This is a genomic window from Pseudomonas sp. Y24-6, from assembly GCF_020295325.1.
Classification (GTDB): Bacteria; Pseudomonadota; Gammaproteobacteria; order Pseudomonadales; family Pseudomonadaceae; genus Aquipseudomonas; species Aquipseudomonas gregormendelii.
In genome coordinates, this window is sequence record NZ_JACBXG010000006.1 from 172,582 (window position 1) to 187,808 (window position 15,227).

General features: G+C 60.8%; 14 protein-coding genes. 10 read left to right on the plus strand and 4 right to left on the minus strand.

Features of this window, described 5'->3' with window-relative positions; all coding sequences use genetic code 11:
* The first annotated feature begins 82 nt into the window (after positions 1 to 82).
* On the plus strand, positions 83 to 631 hold the full coding sequence (locus tag HYI44_RS13845; protein WP_225569633.1) for a tetratricopeptide repeat protein: 549 nt from the start codon (positions 83 to 85) through the stop codon (positions 629 to 631).
* Between the two features lie 137 nt (positions 632 to 768).
* Here the strand turns inward: HYI44_RS13845 and HYI44_RS13850 are convergent, their stop codons facing one another.
* Positions 769 to 1,098, minus strand: a complete 330-nt coding sequence (locus tag HYI44_RS13850) for a DUF1820 family protein (protein WP_045062075.1) — start codon at positions 1,096 to 1,098, stop codon at positions 769 to 771.
* Positions 1,099 to 1,233: 135 nt separating this feature from the next.
* Here HYI44_RS13850 and miaB point away from each other — a divergent pair, with 135 nt between their 5' ends.
* From miaB to lnt, 5 genes are all read left to right on the plus strand, one after another.
* Positions 1,234 to 2,562, plus strand: a complete 1,329-nt coding sequence (gene miaB, locus HYI44_RS13855) for a tRNA (N6-isopentenyl adenosine(37)-C2)-methylthiotransferase MiaB (protein WP_163019395.1) — start codon at positions 1,234 to 1,236, stop codon at positions 2,560 to 2,562.
* A gap of 228 nt (positions 2,563 to 2,790) precedes the next feature.
* Positions 2,791 to 3,795 carry a PhoH family protein gene (locus HYI44_RS13860; RefSeq protein ID WP_122838940.1) on the plus strand — a complete coding sequence of 335 codons (1,005 nt, stop codon included), beginning with the start codon at positions 2,791 to 2,793 and terminating at the stop codon, positions 3,793 to 3,795.
* Positions 3,788 to 4,282, plus strand: coding sequence for an rRNA maturation RNase YbeY (ybeY, locus tag HYI44_RS13865; protein WP_225569634.1), 495 nt, complete (start codon positions 3,788 to 3,790; stop codon positions 4,280 to 4,282). Before HYI44_RS13860 ends, ybeY begins: the two co-directional genes overlap by 8 nt.
* Positions 4,283 to 4,287: 5 nt before the next feature.
* Complete coding sequence (locus tag HYI44_RS13870) at positions 4,288 to 5,127, plus strand: HlyC/CorC family transporter (RefSeq protein WP_045062079.1); 840 nt, start codon at positions 4,288 to 4,290, stop codon at positions 5,125 to 5,127.
* 8 nt (positions 5,128 to 5,135) lie between these two features.
* A complete protein-coding gene (lnt, locus tag HYI44_RS13875; RefSeq protein WP_225569635.1) occupies positions 5,136 to 6,659 on the plus strand; it encodes an apolipoprotein N-acyltransferase in 1,524 nt (507 codons plus the stop codon).
* 131 nt (positions 6,660 to 6,790) lie between these two features.
* Here the strand turns inward: lnt and HYI44_RS13880 are convergent, their stop codons facing one another.
* Together HYI44_RS13880 and HYI44_RS13885 are read right to left on the minus strand one after the other, a co-directional pair.
* Complete coding sequence (locus HYI44_RS13880; RefSeq protein ID WP_122838937.1) at positions 6,791 to 7,552, minus strand: YdcF family protein; 762 nt, start codon at positions 7,550 to 7,552, stop codon at positions 6,791 to 6,793.
* A 106-nt stretch (positions 7,553 to 7,658) separates the two neighbouring features.
* Positions 7,659 to 7,979 carry a hypothetical protein gene (locus tag HYI44_RS13885; protein ID WP_045062082.1) on the minus strand — a complete coding sequence of 107 codons (321 nt, stop codon included), beginning with the start codon at positions 7,977 to 7,979 and terminating at the stop codon, positions 7,659 to 7,661.
* 279 nt (positions 7,980 to 8,258) lie between these two features.
* Here HYI44_RS13885 and leuS point away from each other — a divergent pair, with 279 nt between their 5' ends.
* The 4 genes from leuS to HYI44_RS13905 all read left to right on the plus strand — a co-directional run bounded on the left by leuS (position 8,259) and on the right by HYI44_RS13905 (position 14,082).
* Positions 8,259 to 10,865, plus strand: coding sequence for a leucine--tRNA ligase (leuS, locus tag HYI44_RS13890; protein WP_225569636.1), 2,607 nt, complete (start codon positions 8,259 to 8,261; stop codon positions 10,863 to 10,865).
* Between the two features lie 87 nt (positions 10,866 to 10,952).
* A complete protein-coding gene (gene lptE / locus HYI44_RS13895) occupies positions 10,953 to 11,558 on the plus strand; it encodes an LPS assembly lipoprotein LptE (protein WP_122838935.1) in 606 nt (201 codons plus the stop codon).
* A gap of 39 nt (positions 11,559 to 11,597) precedes the next feature.
* The gene (gene holA, locus HYI44_RS13900; RefSeq protein WP_122838934.1) at positions 11,598 to 12,635 is read left to right on the plus strand and encodes a DNA polymerase III subunit delta; all 1,038 of its coding nucleotides are present in this window, start codon (positions 11,598 to 11,600) and stop codon (positions 12,633 to 12,635) included.
* Positions 12,636 to 12,759: 124 nt separating this feature from the next.
* On the plus strand, positions 12,760 to 14,082 hold the full coding sequence (locus tag HYI44_RS13905) for a lytic murein transglycosylase (RefSeq protein ID WP_122838933.1): 1,323 nt from the start codon (positions 12,760 to 12,762) through the stop codon (positions 14,080 to 14,082).
* A 117-nt stretch (positions 14,083 to 14,199) separates the two neighbouring features.
* On the opposite strand, the gene HYI44_RS13910 is transcribed toward HYI44_RS13905, so the two are convergent.
* Entirely contained in the window at positions 14,200 to 15,150 is a 951-nt protein-coding gene (locus HYI44_RS13910) for a S66 peptidase family protein (RefSeq protein ID WP_225569637.1), read from the minus strand.
* Positions 15,151 to 15,227 lie beyond the last annotated feature (77 nt).

Below are 15,227 nucleotides of genomic sequence, written 5' to 3' on the forward strand. Positions count from 1 at the left end.
GATGGCCCTGCTTATTTCATAATGCGCGCTTATTGGATCCCCTCGATGGGTCCGCGCGCCCTTCAGAGGTAAGTCGATTCCCATGAACCGCACCGGCCGCGCCCTTGCACTGGGCTGCCTGTTGCTCCTTCAGCCCTTGCTTGTACAAGCAGGCGGCAACTCGTTGTTAATCCCAGCGATGGGTCGCTGCACCCTCAATACTCAGCCGCAGGACTTGGCCCAGGCGCTTGCTGCCTGCCAGAAAGCCGCGGATGAAGGGGATGCACAGGCGCAATACGAGTTGGGTGAGTTCTACTACGACGGCAAAAATGCGCCGCGCGACCTCAATCAAGCCCTGAGCTACTTCGAAAAAGCCTCACTGCAAGGCCACGCCCAGGCGCAATTCAAGCTCGGCACCATGTTCTTCCACGGCGAAGGCGTGCCGGCCAACAATGTCCAGGCGTATATCGTGCTGAAGATGGCGGCGGTCAATGGCGCGGAGGATGCGCTGGACACTGCCGACGAGGTGGCCGAGAAGATGCCGCGTGAAGAACTTGAGGTGGCCACTCAGGTGCTCGGGCAGATTTTCCGCAAGTACTTGATGGAATTGCAAAGCGCGGATGGGCGTACGCCGTTTTCGCCACTTCCCTAGTTTTTGCTTCAATCTGACGACCCATCGCTGGCAAGCCAGCTCCCACAGCGGCGCTGTCGTTCACAAATAATGTGAACACCGCAGATCTACTGTGGCAGCTGGCTTGCCAGCGATAGGGTCGACGCGGTCTCGAAGGCTTACTTGTCAGGCATCGGCATCGGAAACGGCATCACATTGCCGACCGCGCCACGGGCTTCGCTGATTTTTGGCGTACCCAGGCGCTCGACTTCATCGATGCGCACAATCGAATGCATCGGCACAAAACTGCGTACCACACCCTCGAACTGAGCCTTGAGCTTCTCTTCGCTCGGATCGACGACCACTTGCGTGCGCTCGCCAAAGACGAATTCTTCCACTTCCAGGAAACCCCACAGATCACTTTGATAGATCTGTTTGGCATACATTTCGTACACCTGGCCCTGGTTGAGGAAAATCACCTTGTAGATTGGAGCTTCACGTTTGGTCATGGTGGGCGAGCAACACATCGGGGGATAAAAATGAGGGCGCGAACTATAGCATAGCCGCCGGACGCACAGCGGTAGGAACATGGGGCCATGTTCCCTATAATGCGCGGTTCTTTGAATCACGTGATGACTCTGTCCATGGCCAAGAAACTTTACATCGAAACCCACGGTTGCCAGATGAACGAGTACGACAGCTCGCGCATGGTCGACTTGCTGGGTGAACACCAGGCCCTGGAAGTCACCGCTCGCGCTGAAGATGCCGACGTGATCTTGCTCAATACCTGCTCGATCCGCGAACGTGCCCAGGACCGGGTGTACTCCCAGCTCGGCCGCTGGCGCGAATTGAAACTGGCCAACCCGGACATGGTGATCGCCGTGGGCGGTTGCGTGGCGAGCCAGGAAGGGGCGGCCATCCGCGACCGCGCGCCCTATGTCGACGTGGTATTCGGACCACAGACCCTGCACCGCCTGCCGGAAATGATCGACGCCGCGCGTGCCACCAAGTTGCCGCAAGTCGACGTCTCGTTTCCGGAAATCGAAAAATTCGACCACCTGCCCGAGCCGCGCATCGACGGCCCAAGCGCCTACGTGTCGGTCATGGAAGGGTGCAGCAAGTACTGCACTTTCTGCGTGGTGCCTTACACCCGCGGCGAAGAAGTCAGCCGCCCGTTCGACGACGTGATCGCCGAGATCATCCACCTGGCCGAAAATGGCGTGCGTGAGGTGACCCTGCTGGGCCAGAACGTCAACGGCTATCGTGGCGCCACTCACGACGGACGCCTGGCCGACCTGGCCGAGCTGATCCGCGTAGTTGCGGCTGTCGATGGCATCGACCGCATCCGCTACACCACTTCACACCCGCTGGAGTTCTCCGACAGCCTGATCCAGGCCCACGCCGAAGTACCGGAACTGGTCAAACACCTGCATTTGCCGGTGCAGTCGGGTTCCGATCGGATTCTCTCGGCGATGAAGCGCAACCACACGGCGCTGGAGTACAAATCCAAGCTGCGCAAACTGCGTGCAGCCGTTCCGGGAATTTGCATCAGTTCGGACTTTATCGTCGGTTTCCCGGGCGAAACCGAAAAAGATTTCGAGCAGACCATGAAACTGATCGAGGACGTCGGTTTCGACTTTTCCTACTCGTTCGTCTATAGCCAGCGCCCGGGCACCCCGGCAGCCGACCTGGCGGACGAGACGCCGGAAGCGTTGAAAAAAGAGCGCCTGAATGCTTTGCAACATCGCCTGAACCAGCAAGGTTTCGAAATCAGCCGACAAATGGTCGGTTCGATCCAGCGGATCCTGGTCACCGATTATTCGAAAAAGGACCCTGGCGAACTGCAAGGCCGCACCGAGAATAATCGTATCGTCAACTTCCGTTGCGACAATCCAACCCTGATTGGCCAGTTTGCCGACGTGCACATCGATGCCGCCCAGCCGCACTCGCTGCGGGGCTCGCTGATCCAGTAGCAAATAACCGGGGCAATGACGACTTTGTGGGAGCTGGCTTGCCAGCGATAGCGGCGTAACTGGCAACATCTTCGCTGGACTTGATGGCCTCATCGCTGGCAAGCCAGCTCCCACAGTGGACCGAGTTGATCATAAGAATGAGCTCATCCATTTAAGAGCTTTCGCACCCAGCCCACTGGCGTTATCCTTGATTTCATCCTAATTGCCCCAGGGCGGCTAAATACGACCTTGAACGCACCCATCGAACCACATCGCTTTATCCTCGAGCCCTTTGAGGCTCGCCGCTTCGCCAATCTGTGCGGGCAATTCGACGAGCACCTGCGCTTGATCGAACAGCGCCTGACAATCGAGATCCGCAACCGCGGGAACCAGTTCGAGCTGATCGGCGACCCTAAACACACCAGCTCAGCGGAAAACCTGCTGCGCCGCCTGTACCGGGAAACCAAGGGTACCGAGCTGTCGCCGGACATGGTCCACCTGTTCCTGCAGGAATCGGCCGTCGCAGAGCTGGACAACGTGTCCCCGTCCGAACCGTCCGTCGCCCTGCGCACCAAGAAAGGCATGATTCGCCCTCGCGGCTTGAATCAATTGCGCTACGTGAAGGAAATCCTCGGCAACGACATCAACTTCGGCATCGGCCCCGCCGGTACCGGCAAGACCTATCTGGCCGTCGCCTGCGCAGTAGATGCGCTGGAACGGGAGCAGATCCGCCGCATCCTGCTGGTTCGTCCGGCGGTTGAAGCGGGCGAAAAGCTCGGCTTCCTGCCCGGCGACCTGTCGCAGAAGATCGACCCCTACCTGCGCCCGCTGTACGACGCGCTGTACGAAATGCTCGGCTTCGAATACGTGGCCAAGCTGATCGAACGCCAGGTAATCGAAGTCGCACCGCTGGCCTACATGCGTGGCCGCACGCTCAATAACAGCTTCATCATCCTCGACGAAAGCCAGAACACCACCGTCGAGCAGATGAAGATGTTCCTGACCCGGATCGGCTTTGGCTCCACGGCAGTCATCACCGGTGACATCACCCAGGTCGACCTGCCAAAGGGCACCAAGTCCGGGCTGCACCACGTGATCGAGGTGCTCAAGGACGTGCCAGGCATCAGTTTTACCCATTTCATGCCCAAGGACGTCGTGCGCCATCCGCTGGTGCAACGCATCGTCGAAGCCTACGAGCGCTTTGAAAACCGTGTGGCCGACGAAGCACCGAAGGACAGCCGCCGCGATGCTTGAGCTTGATCTGCAACTGGCTACCCAGGCGCCTGTTCCCAGCGAAGCCGAGTTCCGCCAATGGTGCGAGCTAGCCCTGCGCCAACGCACCGCCGATTCCGAAATGACCATTCGCCTGGTTGACCAGGATGAGGCGCGCGAGCTGAACCACACCTGGCGGCAGAAAGACTATGCCACCAACGTGCTGTCGTTTCCGGCTGACGTGCCTGACGAGTTCCTCGATATACCGCTGCTGGGCGATCTGGTGATCTGCGTGGCGGTGGTCGAGCGCGAGGCCGCTGAACAAGGCAAGGAACTAAAGGCCCACTGGGCGCATCTGGTGATTCATGGCTGCTTGCATCTGTTGGGTTACGACCACATAGATGACGACGAAGCCGAAGAAATGGAAGCGCTGGAACGAACGTTGCTTGCCGAGTTGGGTCATCCGGACCCGTACGCGGACGACGACACACAAACATCCCCTATCGTTACAACAAAGGATTCAGAGTAATCGCTATGAGCGAAGATCGATCGAGCAACGGGCAGAAGTCATGGCTGGGTAAGCTCACCCAGGCTTTTGCCCACGAGCCGAAAAACCGCCAGGAGCTCCTGGAGCTGCTGCGTGATGCCCATCAGAACAAGTTGCTGGACAGCGAAGCGCTGGCCATTGTCGAAGGCGCCATCCAGGTCGCTGACCTGCAGGTACGGGACATCATGGTCCCGCGCTCGCAGATGATCAGCATCAAGGCGACCCAGACACCTCGCGAGTTCCTGCCTGCCGTGGTCGACTCGGCCCACTCCCGCTACCCGGTGATCGGCGAAAGCCACGATGACGTGATGGGCGTGTTGCTGGCCAAGGACCTGCTGCCGTTGATCCTCAAGGAGAACGGCGACAGCTTCAACATCAAGGATCTGCTGCGCCCGGCCACTTTCGTACCGGAGTCCAAGCGCCTTAATGTGCTGCTGCGCGAATTCCGCGCCAACCACAATCACATGGCCATCGTGATCGACGAATACGGCGGTGTCGCTGGCCTGGTGACCATCGAAGACGTGCTGGAACAGATCGTTGGCGACATCGAAGACGAGCACGACGTCGAAGAAGACAGCTACATCAAGCCACTGCCCAGCGGTGACTTCCTGATCAAGGCCCTGACGCCGATCGAGAACTTCAACGAGTTCTTCGACAGCGAGTTCTCCGATGACGAGTTCGACACCGTCGGCGGCCTGGTGATGAGCGCGTTCGGGCACTTGCCAAAACGCAACGAAATCACTGAAATCGGCCCTTACCGCTTCCGCATCCTGAACGCCGACAGCCGTCGAATTCACTTGCTGCGCCTGACACCCATTGCTCGCTAAGGATTGAAATGCGCCGTCTGACCGCCCCCGGCTGGCCCGGTAACCTGCTGGCCGTGGCGGCCGGTGCACTCACCACCCTGGCCCTGGCGCCGTTCGATATCTGGCCGCTGGCATTGCTGGCGGTCGGTTTTTTCTACGCCGGCTTACGCCAACTGACTCCACGCCAGGCCTTGGGCCGTGGCTGGTGTTTCGGTTTCGGCCTGTTTGGTGCCGGTACCAGCTGGATCTATTACAGCATCCACCACTTCGGTGGCGCCTCGGTGCTGCTCGCCGGTTTCCTCATGCTGATCTTCACGGCGGCGATTGCCTGGTTCTTCGCCCTGCCCGCCTGGATCTGGGCGCGCTGGCTGCGCCGTAATGAAGCGCCATTGGCCGACGCCTTGGCATTCGCTGCTTTGTGGGTTGCCCAGGAAGCCTTCCGGGGCTGGTTCCTCACCGGCTTCCCATGGCTCTACTCCGGTTACAGCCAGCTCGACGGGCCTCTGGCCGGGCTCGCGCCTGTGGGCGGGATGTGGCTGATCTCCTTTGCCCTCGCCCTCACGGCGGCGCTTATCTGTAACGGCCTGCGCCTGGTGCGCACTGGACGCAAAGGTTTCATCGCTGCGGGCGCATTGCTGCTGGCCGGCCCTTGGGTGGCGGGCATTGCACTGAAGGAACACGCCTGGACCAGCCCCTCAGGCGCGCCACTGAGTGTTGCCGCGATCCAGGGCAACGTCGAACAGAGCATGAAGTGGGACCCGGCGCAGTTGAACGCTCAGCTTGCCCTGTATCGCGACATGAGCCTCAGTTCCAAACGGGTCGACCTGCTGATCTGGCCGGAAACCGCAGTACCGGTGCTCAAGGAATCCGCCGAAGGCTACCTGAATATGATGGGCAAGTTCGCGGCCGAGCGTGATTCTGCGCTGATCACCGGCGTGCCGATCCGTCAGGAAGTTCACCACCAGAAACGCTTTTACAACGGCATTACCGTGGTCGGTGAAGGCGACGGGACCTACCTCAAGCAGAAACTCGTCCCGTTCGGCGAGTACGTGCCGCTGCAGGACATCCTGCGCGGGTTGATCGCGTTCTTCGACCTGCCGATGTCCGACTTCGCCCGCGGCCCGGCCGATCAGCCACTGCTGCAAGCCAAGGGTTATCAGATTGCGCCATTCATTTGCTACGAAGTGGTGTATCCAGACTTCGCCGCCGACCTGTCGGCGCGCAGCGACCTGTTGCTGACGATCAGCAACGACACCTGGTTTGGTACGTCCATCGGCCCGTTGCAACACTTGCAGATGGCGCAGATGCGCGCACTGGAGGCCGGTCGCTGGATGATTCGCGCGACCAACAATGGCGTCACCGGGCTGATTAACCCGTTCGGCCAGATCACCGCACAGATTCCGCAGTTCGAGCGCGGCATTTTGTATGGGGAAGTGGTGCCGATGCATAACCTGACGCCCTACCTGCAATGGCGTTCGTGGCCGTTGATCGTGGTGTGTGTGTTGTTGTTTGGCTGGGCGCTGGTGGCGAACAGGATGGCCAAGACCGTCTGATTGTCTGTAGGAGCGAGCTCGCTCGCGATGGACGCTAGCGATAACGCGGGCATTCTGAATGAACGCGGTGTCGTTAAGTTTTTCGCGAGCAAGCTCGCTCCTACACAGAGTGCGGAATGCGTAAGCATGGTTTATCGGTAAAACAACGAATACCCCACCTGTCCTACCGCCTCGTTCATCAACTGCCCGCTCTGCCAGATCGACTTGAACTCGGGCATCCAGCCACCCAGCGGTCGCGCGTTATCCCCACCGAGAAACCCCACCGGCGCAGGCACCACCTCGAATCCGGCTTTCTGGAAACTCCAGACAGCCCGCGGCATGTGGGCCGCCTGGGTTACCACTACCACGCGCTTGATCCCCTGGGGCAGCAACATGCTGGCGCTCATCTGCGCGTTCTCCCAGGTCGTGCGGCTGAGTCCTTCCTGCCAGCGTACGGTCACCCCGAAATCGTCCAGCATCGAATCCGCCATCAACCTGGCTTCGGAAGGTGGCGTGCCGTAATGCAAGCCGCCACTGGTGAGCACCGGCAACCCCGACGCCTTGGCCAGGCGCGCGGCATAACGTTGCCGCTCCAGCCCGATACCTGTCGGCTGATCGGCGCCCCATGCCGGGTCACCACGTTCGCGCCCTGAACCCAGCACCACGATGGCATCGGCACGCTGGCCGAGTGTCGCCCACTCTTCACGTGTCAACGGCGGCACGCGCTCCAGGGCATTGGCACTCCATTGCACGACAATCGGCAGGCTCATCAGCCAGAAGCCCCCCAGGCCCAACGCAAAGCACAGGCCGGCCAGTCGTGGCCGGGTGCGGCGCAGCCACCAGCCAAGGGCCAGCAAAAGCAACAGGATGCCGGGCGGCAAGAGAAGTTGTTTCACGAAATAACGAAAAGGCATCGAGCATCTCCAGAGATGCCCGAAGCCTAAGAGGGTTGATGCAATGCGACAACTAAATCGAAAGGACTAAACTGTTTCATTGCCTGAAATGCGGCCGGAGCCTTATTTATTTGAATTGCAGCGACCGGACCTTTACCGCGTCCCTGCCAGGTACCTTGTCCTTGAGCCAGATGATTTTGGCCGAGCGCGGTGCGTCAAGCTGCTTCACTGCTTCTGACAGGCATCCGTGTGTTTCACGTTCACTGCGGTCCAGATACGCTTTTACCAAGGCAAATTCTGCGGGGCTCAGGCCACGCAGTTCCAACTCGAGGGGGCGCTCATCGCGCAGCCGGTCAGCGGTTTTAGCAGCGTCCAGGGCGATCCCCAGACGATCGATCAGTCGTTCATAAAGCTGCGGTTTCGTGACTTTTTGCTGTGACTCAACCATCCCTCACCTCATTGAAGATAAGTCTTGCTCCCCATTTAGAGCTTAGCTTCCATCACCAAACCGGCTCAGCGCCGCGACCAACGGCCCTCGCCGGGCAAATCGGGCGGCGCCTGCGTGCAATCAGGGTTTCCCTCGGCAGAGCGCGGTCATGTATGCTACGGCGCTTCCTGTAACTCCACTTCCAGCTCGCCTGGACAGCGAAACGTCGAATTGGCGCGTTCACCGTCCAGCATTGCAACGAAGAGGATTAGGCCACCCCTATTCAGTTCAAAAGTAGCCATGCACGAACAATATCAGCCCCGTGAAATTGAAGCCGCCGCCCAGTCATTCTGGGACGAGCAAAAGTCCTTTGAAGTCAGTGAACAGCCAGGCAAGGAGACTTTCTACTGCCTGTCGATGTTCCCTTACCCTAGCGGCAAGCTACACATGGGGCACGTGCGCAACTACACCATCGGCGACGTGATCTCCCGCTACCAGCGCATGCAAGGCAAGAACGTCCTGCAACCCATGGGATGGGACGCCTTCGGCATGCCGGCGGAAAACGCCGCGATGAAGAACAACGTGGCTCCCGCCAAGTGGACCTACGAAAACATCGCCTACATGAAGAACCAGCTGCGCAGCCTCGGCCTGGCGGTGGACTGGTCGCGTGAAGTGACCACCTGCAAGCCCGATTACTACCGCTGGGAACAATGGCTGTTCACCCGCCTGTTCGAAAAAGGCGTGATCTACAAGAAAAGCGGCACCGTGAACTGGGACCCGGTCGACCAGACCGTCCTGGCCAACGAACAGGTGATCGACGGTCGCGGCTGGCGTTCCGGCGCGCTGATCGAAAAGCGCGAAATTCCGATGTATTACTTCAAGATCACCGCCTACGCGGATGAACTGCTCGAGAGCCTCGACGAGCTGACTGGCTGGCCTGAACAGGTCAAGACCATGCAGCGCAACTGGATCGGCAAATCCCGCGGCATGGAAGTGCAGTTCCCCTACAACGTCGACTCCATCGGCGAAACCGGCGCGTTGAAAGTCTTCACCACCCGTCCGGACACCCTGATGGGCGCCACCTACGTGGCCGTGGCCGCCGAACACCCGTTGGCGACCCTGGCGGCACAGAACAACCCTGAGCTGCAGGCGTTCATCGCCGAATGCAAAGGCGGCAGCGTGGCTGAAGCCGACGTCGCCACCCAGGAGAAAAAAGGCCTGCCGACCTCGTTGTTCGTCGAGCACCCGCTGACCGGTGAGAAACTCCCGGTATGGGTCGCCAACTACGTGCTGATGCACTACGGCGACGGTGCGGTCATGGCTGTTCCGGCCCACGACGAACGTGATTTCGAGTTCGCAACCAAGTACAACCTGCCTATCAAGTCCGTGGTGCGCACCAGTTCCGGCGACACCAACACGGCGCCATGGCAGGACGCCTACGGCGAGCACGGCACGCTGATCAACTCCGGCGAGTTCGACGGCCTGGACTTCCCGGGCGCGTTTGACGCCATCGAAGTCGCGCTGATCAAGAAAAACCTTGGCGCCTCGCGCACCCAGTTCCGCCTGCGCGACTGGGGCATCAGCCGTCAGCGCTACTGGGGCTGCCCGATCCCGATCATCCACTGCCAGTCTTGTGGTGACGTGCCGGTTCCGGAAGATCAACTGCCTGTCGTATTGCCCGAAGACGTGGTCCCGGATGGTGCAGGTTCACCTCTGGCGCGCATGCCCGAGTTCTACGAGTGCAACTGCCCGAAATGCGGCCAGCCGGCCAAGCGTGAAACCGACACCATGGACACCTTCGTCGAGTCCTCGTGGTACTACGCCCGTTACGCCTCACCGCACTATGAAGGCGGCCTGGTGGAGAAATCCGCCGCTGACCACTGGTTGCCGGTGGATCAGTACATCGGCGGCATCGAGCACGCCATCCTTCACCTGCTGTACGCGCGCTTCTTCCACAAGTTGATGCGTGATGAAGGCCTGGTGAGCTCCAACGAACCGTTCAAGAACCTGCTGACCCAGGGCATGGTGATCGCCGAGACTTACTATCGTCGCGAAGCCAATGGTGCCTACACCTGGTTCAACCCGGCGGACGTCGAACTCGAGCGCGACAGCAAGGCCAAGGTGGTCAGCGCCAAGCTGATCGCCGATGGCCTGCCGGTGGAAATCGGTGGCACCGAGAAGATGGCCAAGTCGAAGAACAACGGCGTCGACCCACAGTCGATGATCGACCAGTTCGGCGCAGACACCTGCCGTCTGTTCATGATGTTCGCTTCGCCACCCGACATGAGCGCGGAATGGTCCGACTCTGGCGTGGAAGGCTCGCATCGCTTCCTCAAGCGCGTCTGGCGCCTGGCTCAAGGCCATGTCATTCAAGGCTTGCCGGGGAAACTGGACGTCGCCGGCCTGAACGACGAGCAGAAGGCCATTCGCCGCTCGATCCACCTGGCTATCAAGCAGGCCAGCCACGACGTCGGCCAGAACCACAAATTCAACACCGCCATCGCCCAGGTGATGACGCTGATGAACGTGTTGGAAAAAGCACCGCAAGTGACCGAACAGGATCGCGCGCTGGTGCAGGAAGGCCTGGAGGCCGTGACCCTGCTGCTGGCTCCGATCACTCCGCACATCTGCCACGAGCTGTGGAATCAGCTCGGCCACCCGGATGCGGTGATCGACGCCGGCTGGCCGGTGCTGGACGAAACCGCGCTGGTGCAGGACAGCCTGACGCTGGTTATCCAGGTCAACGGCAAATTGCGTGGGCAGATCGAAATGCCGGCCAGCGCGACTCGCGAAGAAGTCGAAGCCGCTGCCCGCACCAACGAGAACGTGCTGCGCTTCGTTGACGGCCTGACTATTCGTAAAGTGATCGTAGTGCCCGGGAAACTGGTCAATATCGTCGCCAGCTAATTGGACCAGGCGCCAGGTGAGCCTGGCGCCGAGTAAAACCTTTCGGGCCGCACAGTCGGCCCACCTGGTTTCAAGGGGAACATCAAGATGATCAAACGCAATTTGCTGGTGATGGGCCTTGCGGTCCTGTTGAGCGCCTGCGGTTTCCAGCTGCGTGGTACTGGTACGACCGAGCTGGCGATCAAGGAACTCGACTTGAGCGCACGTAATGCCTACGGCCCTACCGTGACCCAGATGCGCCAGGTGCTCGAAAGCAGCGGCGTCAAGGTTATCGCCGGCGCGCCGTACAAGCTGATCCTGACCAACGAGCAGGAGAGCCAGCGCATTCTCAGCTATGCAGGTGCCGGCCGTACTGGCGAGTACCAGCTGACGACCGTGCTTGAGTACGATATCCGTGGCCAGCGTGATCGCGAGCTGCTGAGCGACAAAATCGAAGTGCAGAAGGTGTTCATCCACGACGGCAACAACCTGGTGGGCTCCGAACTGGAAGCCGATGATGCACGCAAGGAAATCCGTCGCGACCTGGTCCAGCGCATGATGTTGCGCCTGCAACAACTCACCCCGGCACAGCTGGATCAGATGCAGCAGACTGCTGACGCCAAGGCCCAGGCTGAGGCCGCCGCCATGGAAGCGGCGCAGAAAGCCGAGGCGGAGACGCCACGTCAGTCGCCCGTTGAACTGCCGCAGCAGTAAGACCTGCGGGGCGCCCAGGCGCCCCGCTCGCCCTTTGCCATGAAACTCGCCCCCGCCCAACTCGCCAAACACCTGCAAGGCAACCTCGCGCCGGTCTACATCATCAGCGGCGACGACCCGCTGCTGTGCCAGGAAGCCGCCGACGCCATCCGCGCTGCGGCTCGCCAACAAGGGTTTGACGAGCGCCAGGTATTCGCCGCCGACGCCAGTTTCGACTGGGGCACCTTGCTGCAAGCGGGTGCCAGCATGTCGTTATTCGCTGAAAAACGCTTGCTGGAACTGCGCCTGCCGTCGGGCAAACCCGGCGACAAGGGTGCTGCCGCTTTCATCGAATATTGCTCGCGACCTGCCGAAGACACGGTATTGCTGATCAGCCTGCCCAAGCTGGACGGCAGCGCGCAGAAAACCAAGTGGGGCAAGGCGTTGGTCGAAGGCCAGCACACCCAGTTCGTGCAGATCTGGCCGGTGGATGCCAACCAGCTGCCCAGCTGGATCCGCCAGCGTCTGTCGCAGGCCGGGCTCTCCGCCAGCCAGGACGCGGTCGAACTGATTGCCGCACGGGTCGAAGGCAACCTGCTGGCTGCCGCCCAGGAAATCGAAAAGCTCAAGCTGATGGCTGAAGGTGGGCAGATCACGGTGGAAACCGTGCAAGCGGCGGTGGCCGACAGCGCGCGTTTCGACGTTTTTGGCCTGACCGATGCGATTCTCAACGGCGAAGCGGCCCACGCACTGCGAATGCTTGAAGGCCTGCGCGGTGAAGGCGTCGAGCCACCGGTCATTCTCTGGGCTCTGGCGCGGGAGCTGCGTTTGCTGGCCAACCTGTCGCTGCAATACAGCCAGGGCGTACCACTGGACAAGGCATTCAGCTCGGCCCGACCACCGGTCTGGGACAAGCGCAAACCGCTGATGAGCAAGGCCCTGCAACGCTACTCGGCGCAACGCTGGGCGCAGTTGTTGCTGGAAGCGCAGCGTATTGATGCGCAGATCAAAGGTCAGGCAGCGGGTTCGCCATGGATGAGCCTGAGCCGCCTGTCGTTGTTAATGGCTGGCCAGCGATTGATGTTGCCGGCTGAATAAGATCAACAGGTCGCAGCCTTCGGCAGCGCCTATAGTGGCTGCTTACTTTCTGGCGCCCTGAAAGGCAACCAACCGCTCAACATGTTAAGGTCTGCACCTGACTCGTTTTTCCCTGGACCTGTGCATGCCCCTTAGTCTTTCCCGTCGTTGGCCCCTGCGCCAACTGCTAGCTGCCTCCAGCCTCGTTATGCTTGTCGCTTGCGCGGAAAAACCCACCGCCGCCGACGCTCAACCGCTCCAGACCCTCCCTGTCGCAACAGCCCCTGCGGTCATACCGCCGGTGGTCCCGACCGGTGAAAATCTTGATCTCCAGCCCACGCAGACGTTTGCCGACTGGCAGGCAGGTTTCCGCAAGGAAGCACTCGCCGCCGGGATCCGTGCCGATCTGTTCGATCGCGCATTCGCCAATGTCAGCCTGGACCCCAGCGTCATTCGCGCCGACCGCAGCCAGCCGGAGTTTTCCCGCCCGGTGTGGGAATACCTTGATGGCGCGCTTTCGCCCCTGCGGGTGCGCAAGGGCCAGGCGCTGGTCAACCAGTACGCCGACATCCTGCAAAGCATCGAGCAGCGCTATGGAGTTGACCGGCAGGTACTGGTGTCGGTCTGGGGCATGGAGAGCAACTTTGGGCAGTTCCAGGGCAGTAAATCGGTCATCAACTCCCTGGCAACCCTGGCCTACGAAGGCCGCCGTCCGGGCTTCGCCCAGGCGCAGTTGATCGCCGCGCTGCAAATCCTGCAACAGGGTGATATAGAACCCGAGAAGATGCTCGGTTCCTGGGCCGGGGCCATGGGCCAGACCCAGTTCATCCCGACGACCTACAACACCCACGCCGTGGACTTCGATGGCGACGGGCGCCGTGACATCTGGGGCAGTTCCGCCGACGCGCTGGCCTCCACCGCGCACTACCTGCAAAGCTCGGGATGGCAGAAAGGCCAGCCCTGGGGCTTTGAAGTGCAGCTGCCGAACGGTTTTAACTACGTCCTGGCAGACGGTACGCTGCGCAAGAGTGTCGCCGAATGGCGGCAGCTGGGCGTAACACTGCCCGGTGGTGCCCAGGTTCCAGCAGGGTCAGAGCAGTTGTCTGCCGCCCTGCTGCTGCCGGCAGGCTACCGGGGCCCGGCCTTTCTGGTGCTGGATAACTTCCGCGCGATTCTCAAGTACAACAACTCGTCGTCCTACGCCCTGGCCGTCAGCCTGCTGTCGGAACGGTTCAGCGGTGGCGGCCTGATCAGTGGTACCTGGCCCAAAGATGACATGCCGCTCAGTCGTACCGAGCGCATTGAATTGCAAAGCCTGCTGAGCGCACAGAACTACGACGCCGGTACCGCCGACGGGATCATAGGCGCCAACACGCGCAAGGCGATACGCAGTGCCCAACAGTCGTTTGGCTGGCCGGCGGATGGGTATCCGACGCACAAGTTGCTGGAAGGCCTGCGTAACCGCTAAAAGCATCGCGGGCAAGCCCGCTCCCACAGGATCCAGGGCGTACGCAACATTCGCACTCAACCTGGAACTTGTGGGAGCGGGCTTGCCCGCGATGACTGACTATCAGTCCGTGATGATCTAAGACTTGATTACAACATCCTGCTCCAACACCAACGCCTTGCCCCCCGCATCGAGCTTCACCAACGCCCCCATCGGCAGCGTCAGGTTTGGATCACAATGCCCGCTGCGCCAACCGGCCAGTACCGGGATGCGTAAAGGCTCGAAAGTCTGCTTGAGCAGCCGCTCAAGCGCAGCCGTCTCCACCCCCGCCACATCGCCTACCAATACCCCGCGCAGCTGGCCCAGCGTGCCCGCCAGGCGCAGGTGGGTCAGCAGGCGGTCAATACGGTACAGCGGCTCGTTGATGTCCTCGATAAACAGGATGACGCCCTCGGCATCGAGCGCATAGGGCGTGCCCATGACGGCCGCGATCATCGACAGGTTACCGCCGAGCAAGCGCCCGTGGGCAATACCTGGCTCGATCGTGATCAAGGGGTAGGCCACCGGGTGAGTCAGTACACTCCCCGCCTTCACCTGCCCTCTGAGCATGTTGAAAAACGAGGACTCGGTCGGCCGCTTACGGTCACCCAGCAGGTCGGCATTGAGCAGCGGCCCGTGAAAGGTCACAAACCCCGCATATCGACTGATCGCCAGATGCAGCGCGGTGATGTCGCTATAGCCAATGAATGGCTTGGCATTGTTGCGCAACAGGTCGAAATCAATGCGATCGAGCAAGCGCGGGGTGCCGTAACCGCCACGCAAGCAAATGATCGCATCGACTTGCGGATCGGCAAACGCGGCGTGTAAATCTGCCAGCCGCCTTTCGTCGCTGCCGGCAAGGTAACCCTCCTTCTCGTAGACCCCGGGAAAAATCCGCAGCGCATACCCGCGAGCACGCATCCAGGCGGTGGCTTTGTCGGTGTCCAGAGGCGCAGGGCCGGCGGGAGCGATGACGCCGATCAGGCCCTCGGCAGGCAGCGCCGGGACAGGAACGTGCGGGCTGAGAACGTGGGTTGGTTTAACGGTCATCCATGAATCTCCCGGTGTGAAGGCGTCTTGCACCACAGTAGTCAGGAACGGGCACAAACAGAAGAGGGACAGCGCCC